This window comes from Streptomyces sp. HUAS 31 (assembly GCF_028198125.1).
GTDB classification, from domain to species: domain Bacteria; phylum Actinomycetota; class Actinomycetes; order Streptomycetales; family Streptomycetaceae; genus Streptomyces; species Streptomyces chartreusis.
Genome location: NZ_CP116353.1, coordinates 2,323,486 through 2,340,092 on the forward strand (window position 1 = coordinate 2,323,486; position 16,607 = coordinate 2,340,092).

The 16,607-nt window shown below is 72.2% G+C and carries 23 protein-coding genes; 4 read left to right on the forward strand and 19 right to left on the reverse strand.

Features of this window, described 5'->3' with window-relative positions; genetic code table 11:
• Positions 1 to 9: 9 nt before the first annotated feature.
• The 6 genes from PGH47_RS10205 to lipB form a co-directional block, all read right to left on the reverse strand.
• Positions 10 to 711, reverse strand: a complete 702-nt coding sequence (locus tag PGH47_RS10205; protein ID WP_271663156.1) for an antibiotic biosynthesis monooxygenase — start codon at positions 709 to 711, stop codon at positions 10 to 12.
• A gap of 241 nt (positions 712 to 952) precedes the next feature.
• On the reverse strand, positions 953 to 1,468 hold the full coding sequence (locus tag PGH47_RS10210; protein ID WP_271663157.1) for a DUF3618 domain-containing protein: 516 nt from the start codon (positions 1,466 to 1,468) through the stop codon (positions 953 to 955).
• Entirely contained in the window at positions 1,465 to 1,884 is a 420-nt protein-coding gene (locus PGH47_RS10215) for a phage holin family protein (RefSeq protein WP_271663158.1), read from the reverse strand. The genes PGH47_RS10210 and PGH47_RS10215 overlap by 4 nt, the downstream gene beginning before the upstream one ends.
• A gap of 53 nt (positions 1,885 to 1,937) precedes the next feature.
• Positions 1,938 to 2,630: a hypothetical protein gene (locus PGH47_RS10220; RefSeq protein WP_271663159.1), complete on the reverse strand. Its 693-nt coding sequence runs from the start codon at positions 2,628 to 2,630 to the stop codon at positions 1,938 to 1,940.
• Positions 2,627 to 2,779, reverse strand: a complete 153-nt coding sequence (locus PGH47_RS10225) for a hypothetical protein (RefSeq protein WP_271663160.1) — start codon at positions 2,777 to 2,779, stop codon at positions 2,627 to 2,629. Before PGH47_RS10225 ends, PGH47_RS10220 begins: the two co-directional genes overlap by 4 nt.
• Positions 2,780 to 2,863: 84 nt before the next feature.
• Positions 2,864 to 3,508: a lipoyl(octanoyl) transferase LipB gene (gene lipB / locus PGH47_RS10230; protein WP_271663161.1), complete on the reverse strand. Its 645-nt coding sequence runs from the start codon at positions 3,506 to 3,508 to the stop codon at positions 2,864 to 2,866.
• Positions 3,509 to 3,583: 75 nt separating this feature from the next.
• On the opposite strand from lipB, the gene dapA reads away from it, so the two are divergent.
• Positions 3,584 to 4,492, forward strand: a complete 909-nt coding sequence (gene dapA / locus PGH47_RS10235; protein WP_271663162.1) for a 4-hydroxy-tetrahydrodipicolinate synthase — start codon at positions 3,584 to 3,586, stop codon at positions 4,490 to 4,492.
• 11 nt (positions 4,493 to 4,503) lie between these two features.
• Here the strand turns inward: dapA and PGH47_RS10240 are convergent, their stop codons facing one another.
• The 9 genes from PGH47_RS10240 to PGH47_RS10280 form a co-directional block, all read right to left on the reverse strand.
• Complete coding sequence (locus PGH47_RS10240) at positions 4,504 to 5,742, reverse strand: WD40 repeat domain-containing protein (RefSeq protein ID WP_271663163.1); 1,239 nt, start codon at positions 5,740 to 5,742, stop codon at positions 4,504 to 4,506.
• A complete protein-coding gene (locus PGH47_RS10245) occupies positions 5,739 to 6,296 on the reverse strand; it encodes a SigE family RNA polymerase sigma factor (RefSeq protein ID WP_271663164.1) in 558 nt (185 codons plus the stop codon). Before PGH47_RS10245 ends, PGH47_RS10240 begins: the two co-directional genes overlap by 4 nt.
• Positions 6,297 to 6,479: 183 nt before the next feature.
• Positions 6,480 to 6,719, reverse strand: a complete 240-nt coding sequence (locus tag PGH47_RS10250) for a hypothetical protein (RefSeq protein WP_125527444.1) — start codon at positions 6,717 to 6,719, stop codon at positions 6,480 to 6,482.
• Positions 6,720 to 6,937: 218 nt separating this feature from the next.
• Positions 6,938 to 7,927 carry a 2,3,4,5-tetrahydropyridine-2,6-dicarboxylate N-succinyltransferase gene (gene dapD, locus PGH47_RS10255; RefSeq protein ID WP_126897717.1) on the reverse strand — a complete coding sequence of 330 codons (990 nt, stop codon included), beginning with the start codon at positions 7,925 to 7,927 and terminating at the stop codon, positions 6,938 to 6,940.
• Positions 7,928 to 8,212: 285 nt separating this feature from the next.
• Positions 8,213 to 9,172 carry a CU044_5270 family protein gene (locus tag PGH47_RS10260; protein ID WP_271668019.1) on the reverse strand — a complete coding sequence of 320 codons (960 nt, stop codon included), beginning with the start codon at positions 9,170 to 9,172 and terminating at the stop codon, positions 8,213 to 8,215.
• An 11-nt stretch (positions 9,173 to 9,183) separates the two neighbouring features.
• Positions 9,184 to 9,777, reverse strand: coding sequence for an RNA polymerase sigma factor (locus PGH47_RS10265; protein WP_271663165.1), 594 nt, complete (start codon positions 9,775 to 9,777; stop codon positions 9,184 to 9,186).
• Positions 9,778 to 9,911: 134 nt separating this feature from the next.
• On the reverse strand, positions 9,912 to 10,448 hold the full coding sequence (locus PGH47_RS10270; protein ID WP_271663166.1) for a TetR/AcrR family transcriptional regulator: 537 nt from the start codon (positions 10,446 to 10,448) through the stop codon (positions 9,912 to 9,914).
• Positions 10,448 to 10,768, reverse strand: coding sequence for a DMT family transporter (locus PGH47_RS10275; RefSeq protein ID WP_030958368.1), 321 nt, complete (start codon positions 10,766 to 10,768; stop codon positions 10,448 to 10,450). Before PGH47_RS10275 ends, PGH47_RS10270 begins: the two co-directional genes overlap by 1 nt.
• Positions 10,769 to 10,845: 77 nt before the next feature.
• Entirely contained in the window at positions 10,846 to 11,235 is a 390-nt protein-coding gene (locus PGH47_RS10280; RefSeq protein ID WP_271663167.1) for a winged helix-turn-helix transcriptional regulator, read from the reverse strand.
• Positions 11,236 to 11,366: 131 nt separating this feature from the next.
• Here PGH47_RS10280 and PGH47_RS10285 point away from each other — a divergent pair, with 131 nt between their 5' ends.
• Positions 11,367 to 11,774, forward strand: coding sequence for a RidA family protein (locus tag PGH47_RS10285; protein WP_271663168.1), 408 nt, complete (start codon positions 11,367 to 11,369; stop codon positions 11,772 to 11,774).
• A gap of 4 nt (positions 11,775 to 11,778) precedes the next feature.
• Here the strand turns inward: PGH47_RS10285 and PGH47_RS10290 are convergent, their stop codons facing one another.
• Both PGH47_RS10290 and PGH47_RS10295 read right to left on the reverse strand, forming a co-directional pair.
• The gene (locus PGH47_RS10290; RefSeq protein WP_271663169.1) at positions 11,779 to 12,657 is read right to left on the reverse strand and encodes an endo alpha-1,4 polygalactosaminidase; all 879 of its coding nucleotides are present in this window, start codon (positions 12,655 to 12,657) and stop codon (positions 11,779 to 11,781) included.
• Between the two features lie 159 nt (positions 12,658 to 12,816).
• Positions 12,817 to 13,758, reverse strand: a complete 942-nt coding sequence (locus PGH47_RS10295; protein ID WP_271663170.1) for an MBL fold metallo-hydrolase — start codon at positions 13,756 to 13,758, stop codon at positions 12,817 to 12,819.
• Between the two features lie 82 nt (positions 13,759 to 13,840).
• On the opposite strand from PGH47_RS10295, the gene PGH47_RS10300 reads away from it, so the two are divergent.
• Together PGH47_RS10300 and PGH47_RS10305 are read left to right on the forward strand one after the other, a co-directional pair.
• Positions 13,841 to 14,692, forward strand: a complete 852-nt coding sequence (locus PGH47_RS10300) for a LysR family transcriptional regulator (protein ID WP_271663171.1) — start codon at positions 13,841 to 13,843, stop codon at positions 14,690 to 14,692.
• Positions 14,693 to 14,881: 189 nt separating this feature from the next.
• Positions 14,882 to 15,709, forward strand: a complete 828-nt coding sequence (locus PGH47_RS10305; protein ID WP_271663172.1) for an AbfB domain-containing protein — start codon at positions 14,882 to 14,884, stop codon at positions 15,707 to 15,709.
• 98 nt (positions 15,710 to 15,807) lie between these two features.
• On the opposite strand, the gene PGH47_RS10310 is transcribed toward PGH47_RS10305, so the two are convergent.
• Together PGH47_RS10310 and sufU are read right to left on the reverse strand one after the other, a co-directional pair.
• Complete coding sequence (locus tag PGH47_RS10310) at positions 15,808 to 16,140, reverse strand: metal-sulfur cluster assembly factor (protein WP_028809645.1); 333 nt, start codon at positions 16,138 to 16,140, stop codon at positions 15,808 to 15,810.
• Positions 16,137 to 16,604: a Fe-S cluster assembly sulfur transfer protein SufU gene (gene sufU, locus PGH47_RS10315; RefSeq protein WP_271663173.1), complete on the reverse strand. Its 468-nt coding sequence runs from the start codon at positions 16,602 to 16,604 to the stop codon at positions 16,137 to 16,139. Before sufU ends, PGH47_RS10310 begins: the two co-directional genes overlap by 4 nt.
• Positions 16,605 to 16,607: the final 3 nt, after the last annotated feature.

Sequence of the window (16,607 nt, forward strand, 5' to 3'; positions counted from 1 at the left end):
GGGAGGGGTTCAGTCTGGGATCAGCCCGAGGGCGTAGTCGTACCGGCTGACCGTGCTGCTCTTCAGCCCCGGCCAGGTCTGCACGCGCTCCCACTGCTCCCGTGCCGAGCCGATCCCGTCACCCGGGGCGGCGAGGGCGTCGATGTGGGCCTGGGCGCTCTCCCACTCGGCGTAGTTGAGGACCCGGTCGCCGTCGGTGCCGAGGTGGAAGTGGCCGGAGATGCCGCCGGGGTGCGGGGCGGGCTCGGACTCCAGTGCCTCGACGACGGCATCGACCCAGGCGCGGCGGCTGTCGGCGGCGGACTCCTCGAACTCGATCTCGACGATCACGATGCAGCCCGGGACGCGGGTGTCGTCCGGTCGGCGGACGCTGCGGTAGTGGCGGTACCGGTCGAGCCGGAGCCGCTCGATGCCCGGCACGGCGGTGTCGATCTCGTCGACGCGCTCCTGCCGGTGCGTCTTGACGAAGGCCTCGTAGGCCTGCTCGCTCCTCCACTGCGAGTGGTGCAGGAGGGTGGAGGCGTCGTGGCCGGTGTAGACGTAGTAGCCGAGCAGCCCGTCGGAGGGCCAGGGGCGGCGTTCCCAGGCGGCCCCGATCGCCTCGACGGTCTGCCGTTGCCGCAGCGGGGTGCCCACGCTCCAGGTGCTGAAGAAGGGGGCACCGGCCTCGGGGCGGGTGAGGTCGGGGTGGGCGTCGGTGCGACGGGTCATGGTGGCCTCCAGGGCTCGGCGGTCGGTGTGCGCACCGATCACCTTTCGGCCTCAAGCGGACTTGAGGTCAAGTGGGCTCTGGAGGGGGCGGGGTGTCGCCCTTGGATCACGCTTCCCGGGGTCGGCTGATCCGCACACGGCGGTGGGGGGGCGGAGACCCTGCCGCGTGCCTCCGCTCCCGCACCACGTCTGCGACCCCGCCGGGGCCGGCGTCCCAACCGGACCCGGCGGGGCCGCCGTCTCAGCGGCGGCGCCCGCCGCGCCTGCGGCGCAGCACCGAGGCCGCGACCAGCGCTCCGACCGCCGCACCGGCCACCAGCACGGGCCGGGGGTGCCGCAGGCCGGCCCGGACGACCGTGCCGAGCGGGCGCGGTGCGCCGTGCTCCGCCGCGCGGCCCGCCTCGGTCGCCCTGTCCTGGACGGTGTGACCGGCGCGGGTGGCCCGGTCCTGGACCGTGTGGCCGGCCTTGGTCGCCCGGTCCTGGACAACGTGCCCCGCGCGTGTCGCCTTGTCCTGCATCACGTGGCCGGCCTGGGCGGCGCTGCTGCGCAGTTGCACGGTCATCGCGCCCGCCTTGTCCTTCAGGTCGGCGGCGCGGGCCATGGCCCGGCCCTTCAGATCGGCCTTCTCCATCAACTCGGCCACGGTGTCGCCGAGTTCGCCGCGCGTCCGCTCGATCTGGTCACGCAGTTCCTCGGCCCCGTCGGCGGCCTTCGCGGCGGAGCCGTGCATGTCCCCCGCAGTCCTGTCCGTCATCGGTGCGCCCTTTCCTTGATCTCCTCGACGTCCGTCCTGACGCTGCCGAGAGCCTCCTCGGGTGTGGGAGGCGCGGCCCGGCGCAGCTGGGCGCGGCCGGTCGCCGCGAGCACGGCCGCGAGCGCGAACAGCACCCCGGTCACGATGAGCGCGGCGGCCCACAGGGACATCGTCAGGGAGAGGGCGGCGGTGGCGGTCGCGGCCAGGAAGAGCAGCCCGGCGTACGCGACGGCGCCCGCCGCGCCCAGCAGTCCGCCGCCGCGACCGGCCCGCCGGCCCTTCTGCGCCAACTCCTCCTTGGCGAGGGCGACTTCCTGTCGTACGAGTCGGGAGAGCTGTTCGCCTGCCTGTGCGACGAGTTCGCCCACGGAGTGGTGCTCCTCGCGCACCGGTTCGGGGGCCATGGTCCCGGTCACGGTGTTCCGCCTCCTCTCGGTTCGGAACTCCCGGGTACCCGGACCTGCCCCCGCTATCCCTCCCGTCCGCTTCCCGGTCCGCGCTCGCCCAGCCGGGCCAGCTGAGCCTGGAACCAGTCGAGGCGGGCCTGCAACAGCGCGGCCTCCGCGGTGAGTTCGGGAACACCGAGCTCCTCCACCGCGCCGAGGTCGCCCGGTGCCGCGGTCACCGTCCTGCCCGCGACCACCCGCAGCCCCTCCCCCGCCAGCCGGGCGAACCCCGCGAGCGAGACGGACGTACGGCCGCGCAGGCAGCTCCCGCAGGACGGGGCGAGCTCCCGCCAGCCGGGGCGGCCCCGTCCGGTGTCGGCCAGCGCCGTCGCGACCGTGCCGCAGGCGCACGGGCCGACCGTGGCGGTGCGCACCCGCTGACGGGCGTAGCGGAAGCCGCGTTCGAAGCGGATGTAGCGGCCGAGCACGGTCACGTCGAGCAGCACGGCCGCCCGGTGCTCGGCCGTGCACAGCAGCCCTTCGGCCGTCGTGCGGTCGTGCACGCAGTGGAAGCCGCAGTCGCAGCGGCGGCTGGGCGCCAGGTGTCTGAGGCCGTAGACGCAGGACGCGTCGGCCAGCACCCCGTACGGCAGCGCGCCGCCCAGCGACACACCGGTGAACCCGGCCCGGGTGCCGTCCTGGGACAGCATCGGGTGGGCGATCTTGTATCCGGTCGGCGGCTCCGTCGGGCGTTCCTCGGGCAGCCGCAGCCTCATCGGACGGCCGGGACCTCTTCGGGCTCGGACTCGGGCGCGGACGCGGGCGCCTCGATGTCGCGGATCTCGTCGGCGAGTTCGAGTTCTTCGTCGTGGGTCTGCGGCCGCTCTTCAGCGACGCCGGTGGCGAGTGCCTTGCCGAGCTTCATGACGCCTCCAGGACCAGGGGTCGTTGACCGTCCCGGCCATGGTGACCCATGACGCCCGGATTTGGACATAGGGCATACGGCCGCCTACCGCGTCCCCAGCGCCCGCGCCACCGCGTCCCTGACCTCCGGCTCCGAGGGGGCCGGCCGCCCCTGTTCGGCGGCGAGTTCGGCGAGCGAGGTCATGGCGACGCCGGGCAGGCCGCACGCGACGAACCTGGTGAACTCGACCAGGTCGGAGGTGATGTTGAGCGCGAAGCCGTGGCTGGTCACGCCGCCCCTGATGCGCATGCCGATCGACACCAGCTTGCGTCCGTCCGGCGTCCAGACCCCGACGAGCGACTGGGCGCCGGGCGGGGTGTCCCGGCGCACCGTCTCGAAGCCGAGGTCTGCGCAGGCGGCGATCAGGCCGTTCTCCACCCAGCGCACGATGTCGCCGGGCCCGCGCTCGCGCAGATTCAGCACGAGGTAGCCGATGAGCTGGCCGGGGCCGTGGTAGGTGGCCTGGCCGCCGCGGTCGACGGGCACGAGCGGGACCGTCAGGCCGGCGGGCAGCTCGGCGGGCGGGGTGCGGGAGCCGTAGGTGATGACGGGCGGATGGCTGAGGAGCGCGAGCCGGTCCGGGATCTCGCCGGCGCGGCGCCGCGCGACCCAGTCGGTCATGTCCCGCACGGCGTCCTCGTAGGGGACTTCGCCGAGGTCGACGCGCTCTACGCAGTCAACAGCCCTCATGTCGCAGGACTCCTTATCAATACCTGGTAGAAGAATTAAGTGGAGCTACGCGATCGTCCTGCCGAGACTACTCCCATGACGACAGCCGACGCCTCCGCCGCAGCCCCGCCGTTCGGCCGCGCCCTGTGCGCCATGATCACGCCCTTCACCCGGGCGGGGACACTTGACCTCGACGGTGCGCAGCGGCTCGCCGCCCGGCTGGTGGACGAGGGCTGCGACGGCCTGGTGCTCTCCGGCACGACCGGCGAGTCGCCGACCACGACGGACACCGAGAAGTCGGAGCTGGTCCGGGCCGTCCGGGAGGCCGTCGGCGAGCGGGCGTCGATCGTCGCGGGCGTGGGCACCTTCGACACCCGGCACACCGTCGAACTGGCCCTGGTGGCCGAAAAGGCGGGCGCGGACGGCCTGTTGGTGGTCACGCCGTACTACAGCAGGCCCCCGCAGGACGCGGTCGAGGCGCACTTCCGCGAGATCGCCGACGCGGCGGGGCTGCCGGTCGCGCTGTACGACATCCCCGGCCGCACCGGCACACGCATCGAGCCGGAGACCCTGATCCGACTCGCCGAGCACCCCCGGATCGTCGCCGTGAAGGACTGTTCCTACGACTTCCTCGGCACCCAGAAGGTGCTGGCCCGCACGGAGTTGGCGTACTACGCGGGCTGCGACGAGCACAATCTCGCGCTGTACGCGGTGGGCGGTGCGGGGTACGTCAGCACGGTCGCCAATGTGATCCCCCGTCACCTCCGCTCCGTGCTGGACGCGTTCGACGCCGGCGACACCGCGGGAGCGGCCCGGCTCCAGCAGCGCGCCACGCCCCTCATCGAGTCGATGATGTCGGCGGGCCTGCCCGGCGCGGTCACCGCGAAGGCCCTCCTGAACGAACTCGGTCTGCCCGCGGGCCCGGTCCGCGCACCACTGCGACCCGCCGACCGCGGGGCGGTCGACGGGTTGCTGTCGGCTTACGAGTCCCTCACGGCCGGCTGATCGACGTCCGCTCACCGGCGGGCGAAGACGGGCTCCCACTCCTGCCGCTCGGCGTTCAGGTTCTCCTCGCGGACCCCGCTCAGCGGGACGACCTTGTCGCTGCCGATGGTGACCAGCACCAGCCGCGGCCGGTACTCCTCGTCCAGGCTGGTCACCCGCTCCCAGGCGATGAGCCGCTTCTCGTCGGCCCAGGCCAGCAGATGGGCTCCACGGACCCTGGTGATCTCCTTGCCGGTACGGGGATCACGGATCGAGGAGTAGGACCGGCCGGGCGAGCCGTTGACCTCCTTGGTCAGGCCGAGGGCGGCGAGCCGCCCGCTCGGGGACAGCCGCGCGGGGACGTCCGAGCGCAGATGCTTCTCGTTCGCCGGTGCGGCCACCTCCCGGCCGTGGAGGTCGTAGAACTTCTGCATGCCGTCCGCGCCGCCGACGACCCGCTCGTACACCAGATCACCGGCCCGGCTGTAGGCGAAGTCCTGGCGGCCGTTGCCGTTCCGGTCGGGTCCGACCGCGCTCCAAGAACCCCGGCCGGAGGCGACGTCGAGGTCGTAGAAGCCGGTGCGGCTCGACCCGCGCCAGGCGGCCATCCACATCCACTCCTCCTTGCCGTCGGCGTTGATCACCTTCTCCTTGGTCTGGGTATCCGGGCTGTCCTCGTACGTCGTCGCGACGAGCCGGCTGCCGTCGTTCGAGAACGCCAGCCCGCCGACCCGCTGCCCGACCGGGATCCACCGCTCGACCTCCCCCGTCGTGAGGTCGAGCAGGCCGATCCGGCGGGCGGGCAGCTGCCGCTCCAGCACGGCCGCGGTCCGGATGCCGGGGGCGACGGCGACGAAGGACCACCGGGCGTCCTTCTCGTACTTCCCGGTCTCCGCGTCGAGCAGCCAGTAGGTGCGCTCGGAGACGGCACGGTCCTCGGCCAGCGGCCGGGTGCGCGCCGTGTAGTACGCGGCCAGCACCGCGTCCCCGGCCCCGATCACGTCGCGTGGGGGCGTCTGGTCCGGGTGGGCGTGGACGCCGTCCTGGTCCAGGACGTTCGCGGGGCGCACGTCCGGCTTGCCGGAGTCCAGCAGCGGCACCGCCACGGCGATACCCACGACGGCGGCGGTGGCCGCGGCGACGGAGGCGATCCGCCGGGTGCGGCGGCGCCTGCGGCCGGCGAACACCCGGTCGGCGAAGCCCGGCCCGGCCGCCGGCTGATCGGCGGCCAGCTCCCGCAGGGAGTCACGTACGAGTTCCTCGACGTTCACGGACGCACCTCCACGGGTGAGAAGTCACGGGACGGCCGCGGCCCGGGGTCGGCCGGGTCGAGAGCGGCCAGCTCCGGCGCGAGTGCGCGCAGCCTGGCCAGTGAGCGGTGGGTCGTGGACCGTACGGTGCCGACGGTGCAGCCGAGGATCCGGGCCACATCGGCCTCGGGGAGGTCCTCGAAGTAGCGGAGCACCAGGACGGTGCGCTGCCGTGCGGTCAGCCGGGCCAGGGCGCCGCGCATCAGCAGCCGCAGCTCGGCGGCCGCCGCGCCGTCGGGGCCGGCGGCGGCCTCCGGGGGCTCGGCGACGCTCAGCTCGCGCCGCCGCCACTTCAGCCGCCAGCGGCTGATCTGCTGCCGGTACAGGATCTGCCGTACGTACGCCTCCGGCTCGTCGATGCGATGCCAGCGGTCGGCCGCTTTCATGAGCGCGCTCTGCAGGAGGTCCTCGCCCGCGTGCCGGTCGCCGCCGGACAGCAGGACGGCGGTCTTCAGCAGCGCGGACGACCGGTTCTCCACGAACTCCCGAAAGCTGTCCTGCGCTTCGGCATCCATCGTCACCTTCTCTTCCCCCGGTCGGGCCGGATGCCCGCCGCTCCTGACCCATGTGACGCGTGCGGGTCGCCGCGGCTATGCCTGGGTGCGAGAGAAATTCAACGGCACGGGGCCGGGTCCGTACCGCACACCCCCTGCGATACGTCCCGGCCCCGGCTGTCTCCCGTGCCGCCCCGTGCGTGCTCAGCCCCAGGTGTACCCGTCGCCGACGAGCAGGAAGTGCTCCAGCACGTCCTCCATGGGGTCGTCCACCTGCCCCACGTTGACCAGCCCGATCCGGGGCCCGTTGTGCGAGCCCGTGTTGGTCTCGTCGGCGTGCGCGTTCCCGGCCGGCAGCCAGCAGGCCGCCCCCGCGGCGATCACCCCGACCACCAGTCGCGCCACGACCCGGCCCCGCTCGCCCGTCTCCACTCGACCCGTCATCAGCCCTCGGCCCCTCATCTCGTCGTTTCGGCGTGTGATCGGAAACTGCGTCCACCGGTTCATCTGCCCGGACCGCCGGGAGGTCACGAGGAGTAACCCGTACGTGAGCGTGGCGCGCCGCCCCGGTCACGCGAACGCCCTCCCAGGGACCGTGGTCGGTCGTGGGAGGGCGCTCGGCGATGACCGGTGGCCGACGGCCGTCGACCTGTCGGGGTCGGTCAGTTGTGGCTGTGCAGGATCTCGTTCAGGCCGCCCCAGACCGCGTTGTTCGGGCGGGCCTCGACGGTGCCGGTGACCGAGTTGCGGCGGAAGAGGATGTTGGACGCGCCGGACAGCTCGCGGGCCTTGACGATCTGGCCGTCGGGCATGGTGACGCGGGTACCGGCCGTGACGTACAGGCCCGCCTCGACGACGCACTCGTCGCCCAGCGCGATGCCGACGCCCGCCTCGGCGCCGACCAGGCATCGCTCACCGATGGAGATGATCACGTTGCCGCCGCCGGACAGCGTGCCCATCGTCGAGGCGCCGCCGCCGATGTCGGAGCCGTTGCCGACCACGACGCCCGCGGAGATACGGCCCTCGACCATGGAGGTGCCGAGGGTGCCGGCGTTGAAGTTGACGAAGCCCTCGTGCATGACCGTGGTGCCCTCGGAGAGGTGCGCGCCCAGGCGGACCCGGTCGGCGTCGGCGATGCGGACGCCCTTCGGCGCGACGTAGTCCGTCATGCGCGGGAACTTGTCGACCGACGTCACCTGGAGGTGCAGGCCCTCGGCGCGCGCGTTCAGCCGGACCTTCTCCAGGTCGTCGACGGCGACCGGGCCGAGCGAGGTCCAGGCCACGTTGGCGAGGAAGCCGAACTGGCCCTCCAGGTTCACGCCGTGCGGCTTGACCAGGCGGTGCGAGAGCAGGTGCAGGCGCAGGTAGACGTCGTGGGCGTCGATCGGCTTCTCGTCGATCGAGGCGATGACCGTACGGACCGCGACGACCTCGACGCCACGGCGGGCGTCCGGACCGATCGCCTTCGCGGCGCCTTCGCCGAGCAGCTCGACGGCACGCTCGGCGGACAGCCGCTCGCTGCCGGAGGGGCCGGGCTCGGCCACGAGCTCGGGCGCGGGGAACCAGGTGTCGAGAACAGTGCCGTCGGCGGCGATCGTGGCAAGGCCGGCGGCCACGGCGCCGGTGGTGCGAGGAGCAGTCGTGTCGGTCATGAGGGCAACCTAACCGGCCGGGGCGCGTCGGGGCTAACTCGGGCACGGGGCGTCTCAGGGTGCGGGCCGCCGGGCGGGTTCTCATACGGGCGCCGGCGACCCTTCGCGTTCGCGGAGACCCTGGGCGGATACTCATGCGGGCCCCGGGGCCCCTCCCGCGCGCGGGACCCCGCGCCCGGCCCCGCCCGCCCCTCCCGCGCGCGGGGACTCCGACGCCCGGGCCCTGCCCGACAGGCCGGCCGCGCACCCCTCGTGGCGCGGGCCGACCCGGTCCGACGTCCGGTGTCAGGGCCGCCGGCCCGCCTCGTTCACCACCGCCTTCACCACGTACGCGTTGCCGCCGACCACTTCGCCGTCCTCGATCGCGCGCTCGCCGACGATCTCGAAGGTCACGGGGTCGAGCAGCCACTCGTCGGCGTGCTTCTCGCCCTCGCGGCCGGGCTCGGGGAACCTGACGGCGACGGCGTACTGGCCGGCCTCGTCCTCGACCAGGTGGTCCACCAGCTTGGCGCCCTTCATCGTGGCCAGTGCGCGGTACAGGCCCGCCAGGCCCTTGGGGGGCTGGACGTAGGCGTCGAGCAGAACCGAGATCTCGGTGTAGTCGTTGCCCTCCTGGGTCCGGCTCTTGTCGTCGACGAGTGCGTTCTCCTCGCGCAGCGCCTTGAGCGTGCCCTCGCCGTCGGCCGGCAGGGTGGCCAGGAAGCGGTACATCTCGCGGGGCGAACGGTCGTCGTACTCGTCGCCGAGCCCTTCGAGGTTCAGCTCGGTCGTCTCGAGTTCTCCCGGGTCATCGGCCCCGGGCCTGGGGTAGGAGGCGAGCTCGGCACCGTCGTAGCGGAGCCATTTCTCCAGCTCGAAGTCCGCGTCGTCGTCCCCCTCCTGCGTCTCCTTGGCGTAGATCCACTGCTCCGCGCGCGGTTCGGCGACCGGTGGCTGTCCTTCCACCGTCCGTGCCGCGAACTCCAGCAGCTCGCGCGCGCTCATCCCCTTCAGATCGAGGCCCGGCGCCACGGCGGGCGTGCCCTCACGTCCCGCCCGGTGCCCGTTGGCCAGCAGCGTCGCGGTGATGACGACCGCCGTCACGGCGACGAAGACCGCGGCGACCAGCAGCGGGCTCCGTCGCCCCCATGTCACCCGGCTCCGCTTCGCCGTCAGTGCCGTCTCGACCAGCCGGGCCCGCCCCGGCGCCAGCCGCGCCCGGTCGGCGACGGGGGCCTCGGCCCGCAGTTCCCGCACCTGGGTCATCTCGTCCACCCTCACACCACCTCCGCCGTGTCGCTCACGAATGCCGGATCGGCGCCCAGCGCCGTACGTACCTTGCGCCGGGCCCTGTTGAGCCGGCTGCGGACCGTCCCCACCGGGAGGTCCAGTGCCTCGGCGACCTCCTGGTAGGTGAGGTCGGCCCAGGCCACGAGGAGCAGCACATGCCGGTCGCCGGCCGAGAGCGAGGCGAGGGCGTCGGCGAGCGGGCCCTGCGCGGCGACGCGGCTGTCGGTGTCCTCCACCCAGGAGGCGGCGACCGGGTCGTGCCCCGTGCGGGCCAGCGCCCGCAGTGCCCGTACCTCGGCGCGGCGCTGCTTGCCGATGAGGTTGGCTGCGATGCCGTAGAGCCAGGGGCGTGCGCTGGGGCGGGTGCGGTCGTAGCGGGCGCGGATGCGGAAGGCGGTCAGGAAGGTGTCGGCGGTGATGTCGTCGGCCGCCGTCTCCCCGAGTCGCCGGGCCGCGTACCGGTGGATGTCGGGCGCGTGACGGTCGTAGAGCCGGGCGAACAGCTCGGGCTGTTCGAGCGATCCGGCCACTACGTCGGCGTCGTTCGCCACGCGTTCCGCCTGCGGCGGTGGTCCGCTCACAAGGCCTCCCCCTGTCGTGTCGTCCTGAGCGTGTCACCCCCTGTTCCCCGCAGGGCGGGGAAGAGTTCACGACAGGTCAGAAGCCTTGCTCCGCAGGGCATTTCGAGCCCGACCGGGCAGTGCGGCACCGCAGGTCAGGGAATCATCCGGCGCAGCACGTCACGCGCGTACTCCTGGTCGTACGGCGTCTCCGTGAGCAGCACCTGCAAGCAGATGCCGTCCATCAGCGCCACCAGCGCGCGTGCGGTGACGGGGTCGGTGCGGTGGGACAGTCGGTCGGCGAGGTCGTGGGCCCACTCGGCGGCGACCGGGCGCAGGGCGGGGCGGCGCAGGGCGGCGAGGTACAGCTCGTACTCCAGCTCCACGCCCGTGCGGTCGCCCGCGAGCCACTCGCCCATCCAGCCGGCGAGTTCGACGGCGAGGTCGGTCCCCGGGTCCTGAAGGCCGCCGCGCGAGGCGATGACCTTGGCGAAGCCCTCGTTCGCCTGGCGCAGCGCGGCGACCAGCAGGTCGTCGAGGGTCTTGAAGTGGTACGTCGTCGAGCCGAGCGGCACGTCCGCCTCGGCGGCGACGGTGCGGTGGCTCAGCCCGGCGATGCCCTTCTCGCCCACGACCCGGATCGCGGCGTCGATGATCCGCTGCTGGCGTTCGGGGTCGTAGCGCCGGGCCATCAGTGCGCACCGCCCAGGTTCAGCACGACCACGCCGACGATGATCAGCGCGATGCCGGCGGCCTTGGTGGCCGTCATCCCCTCGCCCATGAAAAGGATCCCGATGGTGGCGATGGCCGCGGTGCCGACGCCGGCCCAGATCGCGTAGGCGGTGCCCACCGAGACGGTCTTCAGCGTCTGGGCGAGCAGTGTGAAGGAGAGCAGGTAACCGAGGGCGGTCAGGAGCGAAGGCAGCAGCCGGCTGAAGCCTTCGCTGTACTTCATCGCGGTCGTGGCGGCCACCTCGGCCGCTATGGCTCCGGCGAGCAGCAGGTATCCCATATGTACAAGCGTACACAACGATGCGTACGGGCGTACACAAACTGGTCCTTCGCGTGAAACGGCCTCCCGGCCCGCCACTACTGCTTGCGCGCCTCGAAGCTGTCACGAGCCTGCTCGATGTGCCCGATGTAGCGGTGGGTCCAGTCGCACATGCCGTCGATGGTCACCCGCAGGGCCTGGCCCGGTTCGGTGAGGGTGTACTCGACGCATGGCGGCACCGTGGGGTGCACGGTGCGCTCGATCAGGCCGTTGCGCTCCAGCATGCGCAGGTTCTGGGTGAGCATCTTGTGGCTGATGCCCTCGACCTCGTCACGCAGCTCGCTGAAGCGCAGGGTGCTCTCCCCGATCGCCTCGATGATCAGCAGCGCCCACTTGTTGGCGATGTCCGTGAAGATCTCCCGGGCCAGCGAGTTCGCCCGCGTCACGTCCGCCTGGTCGACCGAGTCGCTGAGCTGCTTGGTACCCATGAGGTTCCCCAGTCACCGAAAAGTGCGTTCTTCCATGTCAGCGTTCACTCTCCTACGGTTCCCGAGTAACCACAAGTGACTACGGAGCCCGTGGCACGCGGCTCGGGCTCGGAGCGCAAGGAGCGGACAGCATGGCCATCACCCTGATGAACCCGGCCGGACTCGTGGAGGTCGACGCCTACCGTCAGGTGGCGATCGCCGGCGGCTCGAAGCTGGTCTTCGTCGCCGGGCAGGTCGCCTGGGACGCGGACGGTGTCACGGTCGGGACGGACGACCTCGCCGCCCAGGTCGAGCAGTGCTACCTCAACGTCGGAACCGCCCTGGCCGCGGCCGGCGCCACCTTCGAGGACGTGGCGAAACTGAACGTCCACGTCGTCGACTGGACCCCCGACAAGATGCCCCTGCTCATGGAGGGCATCACCCGGGCCGCCGCCAAGTTGGGGGTCACTCCCGTGCCGCCGGCCACGCTGCTGGGCGTCGCGGCTCTCGACGTGCCGGAGCACCTGGTCGAGGTCGAGGCCACGGCCGTACTCGACTGACCGGTCAGCAGGTGCGGCGGCGGTAGCCGGCCTCCCCCTGCGGTACGACGTCGAGGTCGCGCAGCACCACCGAGAGCCGGTCGCCCCACTGAGCGCAGGCGGCGGCGAGGCCGTCGGCGCGGTACTCGATGACGAACACCCGGTCGTCGTAGGCGTCCGCGTACTCGCCGCACTCGTCGTACTGACCGCACTCCTCGGCGACCGCGAAGTCGAAGCCCAGTTCGCGGCCCTGCCGAGCCAGGGAGGCCGCGTTCTTCTGGCCGATCGCGAGGCCCGCGGCGTGGGCACGGGCGGCGAGCAGCTTCCCGAAGGCCACGTTGTCGTCGGCGGTCAGCAGCCCCTCGGACCGCTCGTTCGAGTCGAGGTTGTCCGCCTCGACGGCCTGGTAGCCGGCGTCCGCGCAGCCGTCGATCCACTTCCCCACGATCCCGGCGAGCTGTTCGCGCTTGGCGGCGGTGGAGGTGTCCAGCAGGATCTCGTCCCAGTCCCGGTCGACGACCGGCGTGCCGTCGTCGTCGCGCAGCACCAGGTCGGGGGCGTGCTCCTCCCACCAGTCCGCGGCGTCCGGCTGGGCCTGGAAGGCGTTGACGTAGCAGATGTTGTACACGTCCGGCGCGGGCTTCGCCGTACGGTCGCGGGAGACCGCTTCCACGCCGCCGGGCGGCGGGTAGGCGCCGCCGATCTGGTAGTCGAAGCCGATGCCCGGCTCGGGCAGTTCCACCTTCGCGTCGCCGCCCGGGCCCGTGGCCGAGGGGGCGGTGGTGCGGTCCGGGGCGGCGCCGTCCTCGCCGTCGGACGCCGTGCAGCCGCCGAGGGCGAGCGCGCCGCACAGGGCCGCGACCGCAGGCGCTCGGCGAAGGGCACGGGGGACGCGGTGGACCATGATCCGGGGGCTCCTGTCGGTGCGTGAACTACGGTGCTGCCCGGCCATGATGCCCTGCTCCGGGCCCCGGGTTCGCACGTGCCCGCCCCTGCGGCGACCCGCGCACGCTCCCGCGTCCCCCTCGATACCGCCGGCCGAGCGGCAGTCCGCGCGCCGGGCTCATCCGGTGTGCTCTGCGCACAGGCATCCCACGCCCCGCTCGATCCACTCCCGGCCGGCCCACTCCGGATGCCGCTCGATCAGCAGCGCCGCGACCTCGGCGGCGATCTCGTCCTCGCCCATCGCGGAGTCCCGTCGCCGCCAGGTCTCGTCGCGCAGCTCCCGCAGATAGTCCCGGACCTCGGTGAGCACCTCCGGACCCCCGACGTCACCGTGTCCGGGGACCACCACCCGGGCCCGGTCGCCGACCAGTCGGTCCATCACCGCCAGCCAGCGCACGCCGGAGACGTCCGTGTCGTACGGCGGGAACCACGGGAAGATGGCGAACTGCCCGGTCTCGGCCAGGTCCCCGGTGAACAGCACCCCGGCGTCAGGCACTTCGACGACCTGGTCGCCCTTCGTGTGGCCCTGACCGGTGGCCCGCAGCCGGACGATACGGTCGCCGAGATCCAGTTCGTGACCGCCGTCGTGGACCACGTCGGGGGTGGGCGGGCGGACGCCTTCGAGGCGGCGGGCGATGTCCCCGCCGAAGCCGCGGAACATCTCCAGGTAGCCCGCGCCCCTGGTTCTGAGGTCGTCGGCCTGGGCGCGGTTGACCAGGTAGGTGGCCTCGTCGGCGAAGACATGGGCGCCGAAGGCGTGTTCGGGGTGGAAGTGGGTGGTGGTCAGGTACAGCCGGCGGCCCTTCGCGAACTCGGTGGCGAACGCGAGGACCTGCTCCGCGTTGGCGGTGCCGATGCCGGTCTCGACGACGAGCACGGCCCGGGTGCCACCGATGACGCCGATGTTGGGCACCAGCGGGACCCCTCGATCGGGGACCACCAGCAGGTCGGGGGCGATCTCCTCGGCACCCGCCGTGTGCACGGCGGGGTCGGGCAGGGCCCCGTGGGGCAACTGCTCATCGGGCAGCAGGGTTTCTTCGGACATCGGATTGTCAGCCATGCCCCGAGTCCACCTCCGAGGCGCCCCGGCCGTCCAAGACCCATCCGGTGGGCTCGATACCGGACGGGTATCGTCGCTGTTCATGGAGCTGCGCACCCTGCGCTATTTCGTGGCCGTCGCCGAGGAACTCCACTTCGGCCGGGCCGCCGCCCGTCTGCACATGAGCCAGCCGCCGCTGAGCCGGGCGATCAGACAGCTGGAGTCCGACGTCGGCGCCGCCCTGCTGCACCGCTCGCCCGCGGGCGTCACCCTCACCGCGGCCGGGACGGCGCTGCTGGACGAGGCGCGTGCCCTGCTCGACCAGGCCGACCGGGTCCGGGTACGGGTGGCGACGGCGGCCGGCGCCACCACCCTCACCGTCGGCTTCCTGGGCGACAGCACCGACCGGGGCGCGCGGCGGCTGGCCGACGCCCACCGGGGGCGCCACCCCGGCGTGGAGGTCCGTGTCCGCGAGACCGACCTGACGGATCCGACCTGCGGGCTGCGCGCAGGTCTCGTCGATGTCGCCCTGACCCGTGGGCCGTTCGACGAGACGGGGCTGACGGTGCACGAGTTGCGCGCCGACCCGGTGGGCGCCGTGCTGCGCGCCGACGATCCGCTGGCCCGCCGCGACCGGCTGACGCTGTCCGACCTGTCCGGCCGGCGCTGGTTCCGGTTCCCGGCGGGGACCGACCCGCTGTGGCAGGCGTACTGGAACGGCGGTGAGCGTCGCGAGGGTCCCGTGGTGCGCGGCGTCCAGGAGTGCGTACAGGCCGTGTTGTGGAACGGCACGGTCGGGATGACCCCGCTCGGGCACGAGATGCCCGAGGAGCTGGCCGTGGTCCCGGTCGTCGACATGGCGCCGAGCCGTGTGCTGGCGGTGTGGCAGGAGGGCGACAGGAACCCGCTGATCGGATCACTGGTCCGGATCGCGACGGCCGCGTACCGCGCCTGACGGCAAGTGGCCGCCGAGGAACACCGATTGACGCTGATTCACTCCGGTTCACTCGGAGAGAACGATGTGGATACGGGCCGTTCCAAACAGCTGCTCCCGAACCACTGGGTCCACTAGTGTTTCACCGTTCACATACCGGTCCTTCGCAGCCGCGGCTGTCGTCTCGTGACGCCGTTGGAGGAACACCGCATGCCTGAAAACAAGTCCCGGCCGTCCCAGGGCCAACCCTGGGAGGACGGCTGGGCCCCGGACACCTCTCGGGCACCGGGAACGCGCCGTCTGTGGCTCGCGGGCGGGATGGCGATGGCGACGGTCATCGCCTGCGTCACGGCAATAGCCATATCGGAGAGGGACTCCGACGGTCACTCAGCCGCAGCCTCGACTCCCGCGGCGGACTCGACGGTCCCCGGCCTGATCTCCTTCGCCTCGCCCTCGGGGACCGCTCCCCCGTCGGGCAAGAGCGGACTGTCGACGGAGAAACCGACGCCCGAGGCGCCCCATGAGCAGAACGCCTCCAAGCCCGAACCGGCGCCTTCCAAGTCCCCTTCCGGCGAGGCCGGTTCACCGACGAAGGCCCCGAAGCCCCCTGCCACCGCCACATGGCGCTCCGTACGCTCGGTCAACTACCCCGACCGCTACTGGCACATGAGCGACGGCCGGGTGGGCCTCGACCAGGTCCGCGGCTCCGAGTCCCGCGAGGACTCCACCTTCAAGCAGGTCAAGGGCCTGGCCGACAGCTCCTGCTACTCCTTCGCCACCCGCGACGGCCAGTATCTGCGCCACCGCAACTTCGTCCTGCGCGCCGAACGCAACGACGGCTCCGCCCTGTTCACCCAGGACGCCACGTTCTGCCCGCGCGGCTCGGCCTACTCCTCCGGCGCGACCATGCTGGAGTCGGTGAACTACCCGGGCTACTTCCTGCGCCACAAGAACTTGGTGGTCCGCCTCGAACGCTACGACCACAGCTCCCTGTACCTGGCGGACTCGTCGTTCCACCTGGTGGACGGGCTGGCCTGAGCCGGGTAGGCACAGGCACCCCGGTCGGCCGGGGCAGCCCGGGCACAGGAAAGCGGCGGCACCAGGCAGGTGCCGCCGCTTCCGCGTGAACGGGAATCTCAGACGTTGAACCCGAGCGCCCGAAGCTGCTCGCGGCCGTCGTCCGTGATCTTGTCCGGGCCCCACGGCGGCATCCAGACCCAGTTGATCCGGAGCTCGCTGACGAGGCCGTCCGTGGCGGACTTGGCCTGGTCCTCGATGACGTCCGTCAGCGGGCAGGCCGCCGAGGTCAGGGTCATGTCGAGGGTCGCGATGTTCGCGTCGTCGATGTGGATGCCGTAGATCAGGCCGAGGTTGACGACGTCGATGCCCAGCTCGGGGTCGACGACGTCGTACAGCGCCTCGCGGACCTCTTCCTCCGAGGCCGGCTTCATCTCAACGGTCTCGCTCATGCCGTCTTCCTTTCGGCGTCGGCTCCGCCCAGGGCCTGGGCCGTCGCGTCCTTCCACGCCATCCAGCTGAGGAGGGCGCACTTCACCCGGGCCGGGTACTTGGAGACGCCGGCGAACGCCACCGCGTCCTCCAGCACGTCCTCCATCGCGTCGTCCGGCTCGATCTTCCCCTTGGACTGCATCAGCTCCAGGAAGGTCTCCTGGATCTTCTGCGCGTCGGAGAGGCTCTTGCCGACGAGGAGTTCGTTCAGTACGGACGCGCTCGCCTGGCTGATGGAACAGCCCTGGCCCTCGTACGAGACGTCCTCGATCTTCGTGCCGTCGTACTTCACGCGCAGGGTGATCTCATCGCCGCACGTCGGGTTGACGTGGTGCACCTCGGCGTCGCCATCCCGCAAGCCCCGCCCGTGCGGGTTCTTGTAGTGGTCCAGGATGACTTCCTGGTACATCGAATCCAGCTTCATGCG

Bases quoted from the DNA above. Each gene is read 5' to 3' on its own strand.
- PGH47_RS10205 (WP_271663156.1), bottom strand. From the start codon at position 711: ATGACCCGTCGCACCGACGCCCACCCCGACCTCACCCGCCCCGAGGCC.
- PGH47_RS10210 (WP_271663157.1), bottom strand. From the start codon at position 1,468: ATGACGGACAGGACTGCGGGGGACATGCACGGCTCCGCCGCGAAGGCC.
- PGH47_RS10220 (WP_271663159.1), bottom strand. From the start codon at position 2,630: ATGAGGCTGCGGCTGCCCGAGGAACGCCCGACGGAGCCGCCGACCGGA.
- PGH47_RS10225 (WP_271663160.1), bottom strand. From the start codon at position 2,779: ATGAAGCTCGGCAAGGCACTCGCCACCGGCGTCGCTGAAGAGCGGCCG.
- lipB (WP_271663161.1), bottom strand. From the start codon at position 3,508: ATGAGGGCTGTTGACTGCGTAGAGCGCGTCGACCTCGGCGAAGTCCCC.
- dapA (WP_271663162.1), top strand. From the start codon at position 3,584: ATGACGACAGCCGACGCCTCCGCCGCAGCCCCGCCGTTCGGCCGCGCC.
- PGH47_RS10245 (WP_271663164.1), bottom strand. From the start codon at position 6,296: ATGGATGCCGAAGCGCAGGACAGCTTTCGGGAGTTCGTGGAGAACCGG.
- PGH47_RS10250 (WP_125527444.1), bottom strand. From the start codon at position 6,719: ATGACGGGTCGAGTGGAGACGGGCGAGCGGGGCCGGGTCGTGGCGCGA.
- dapD (WP_126897717.1), bottom strand. From the start codon at position 7,927: ATGACCGACACGACTGCTCCTCGCACCACCGGCGCCGTGGCCGCCGGC.
- PGH47_RS10260 (WP_271668019.1), bottom strand. From the start codon at position 9,172: ATGACCCAGGTGCGGGAACTGCGGGCCGAGGCCCCCGTCGCCGACCGG.
- PGH47_RS10270 (WP_271663166.1), bottom strand. From the start codon at position 10,448: ATGGCCCGGCGCTACGACCCCGAACGCCAGCAGCGGATCATCGACGCC.
- PGH47_RS10275 (WP_030958368.1), bottom strand. From the start codon at position 10,768: ATGGGATACCTGCTGCTCGCCGGAGCCATAGCGGCCGAGGTGGCCGCC.
- PGH47_RS10280 (WP_271663167.1), bottom strand. From the start codon at position 11,235: ATGGGTACCAAGCAGCTCAGCGACTCGGTCGACCAGGCGGACGTGACG.
- PGH47_RS10285 (WP_271663168.1), top strand. From the start codon at position 11,367: ATGGCCATCACCCTGATGAACCCGGCCGGACTCGTGGAGGTCGACGCC.
- PGH47_RS10290 (WP_271663169.1), bottom strand. From the start codon at position 12,657: ATGGTCCACCGCGTCCCCCGTGCCCTTCGCCGAGCGCCTGCGGTCGCG.
- PGH47_RS10295 (WP_271663170.1), bottom strand. From the start codon at position 13,758: ATGGCTGACAATCCGATGTCCGAAGAAACCCTGCTGCCCGATGAGCAG.
- PGH47_RS10300 (WP_271663171.1), top strand. From the start codon at position 13,841: ATGGAGCTGCGCACCCTGCGCTATTTCGTGGCCGTCGCCGAGGAACTC.
- PGH47_RS10305 (WP_271663172.1), top strand. From the start codon at position 14,882: ATGCCTGAAAACAAGTCCCGGCCGTCCCAGGGCCAACCCTGGGAGGAC.
- PGH47_RS10310 (WP_028809645.1), bottom strand. From the start codon at position 16,140: ATGAGCGAGACCGTTGAGATGAAGCCGGCCTCGGAGGAAGAGGTCCGC.
- sufU (WP_271663173.1), bottom strand. From the start codon at position 16,604: ATGAAGCTGGATTCGATGTACCAGGAAGTCATCCTGGACCACTACAAG.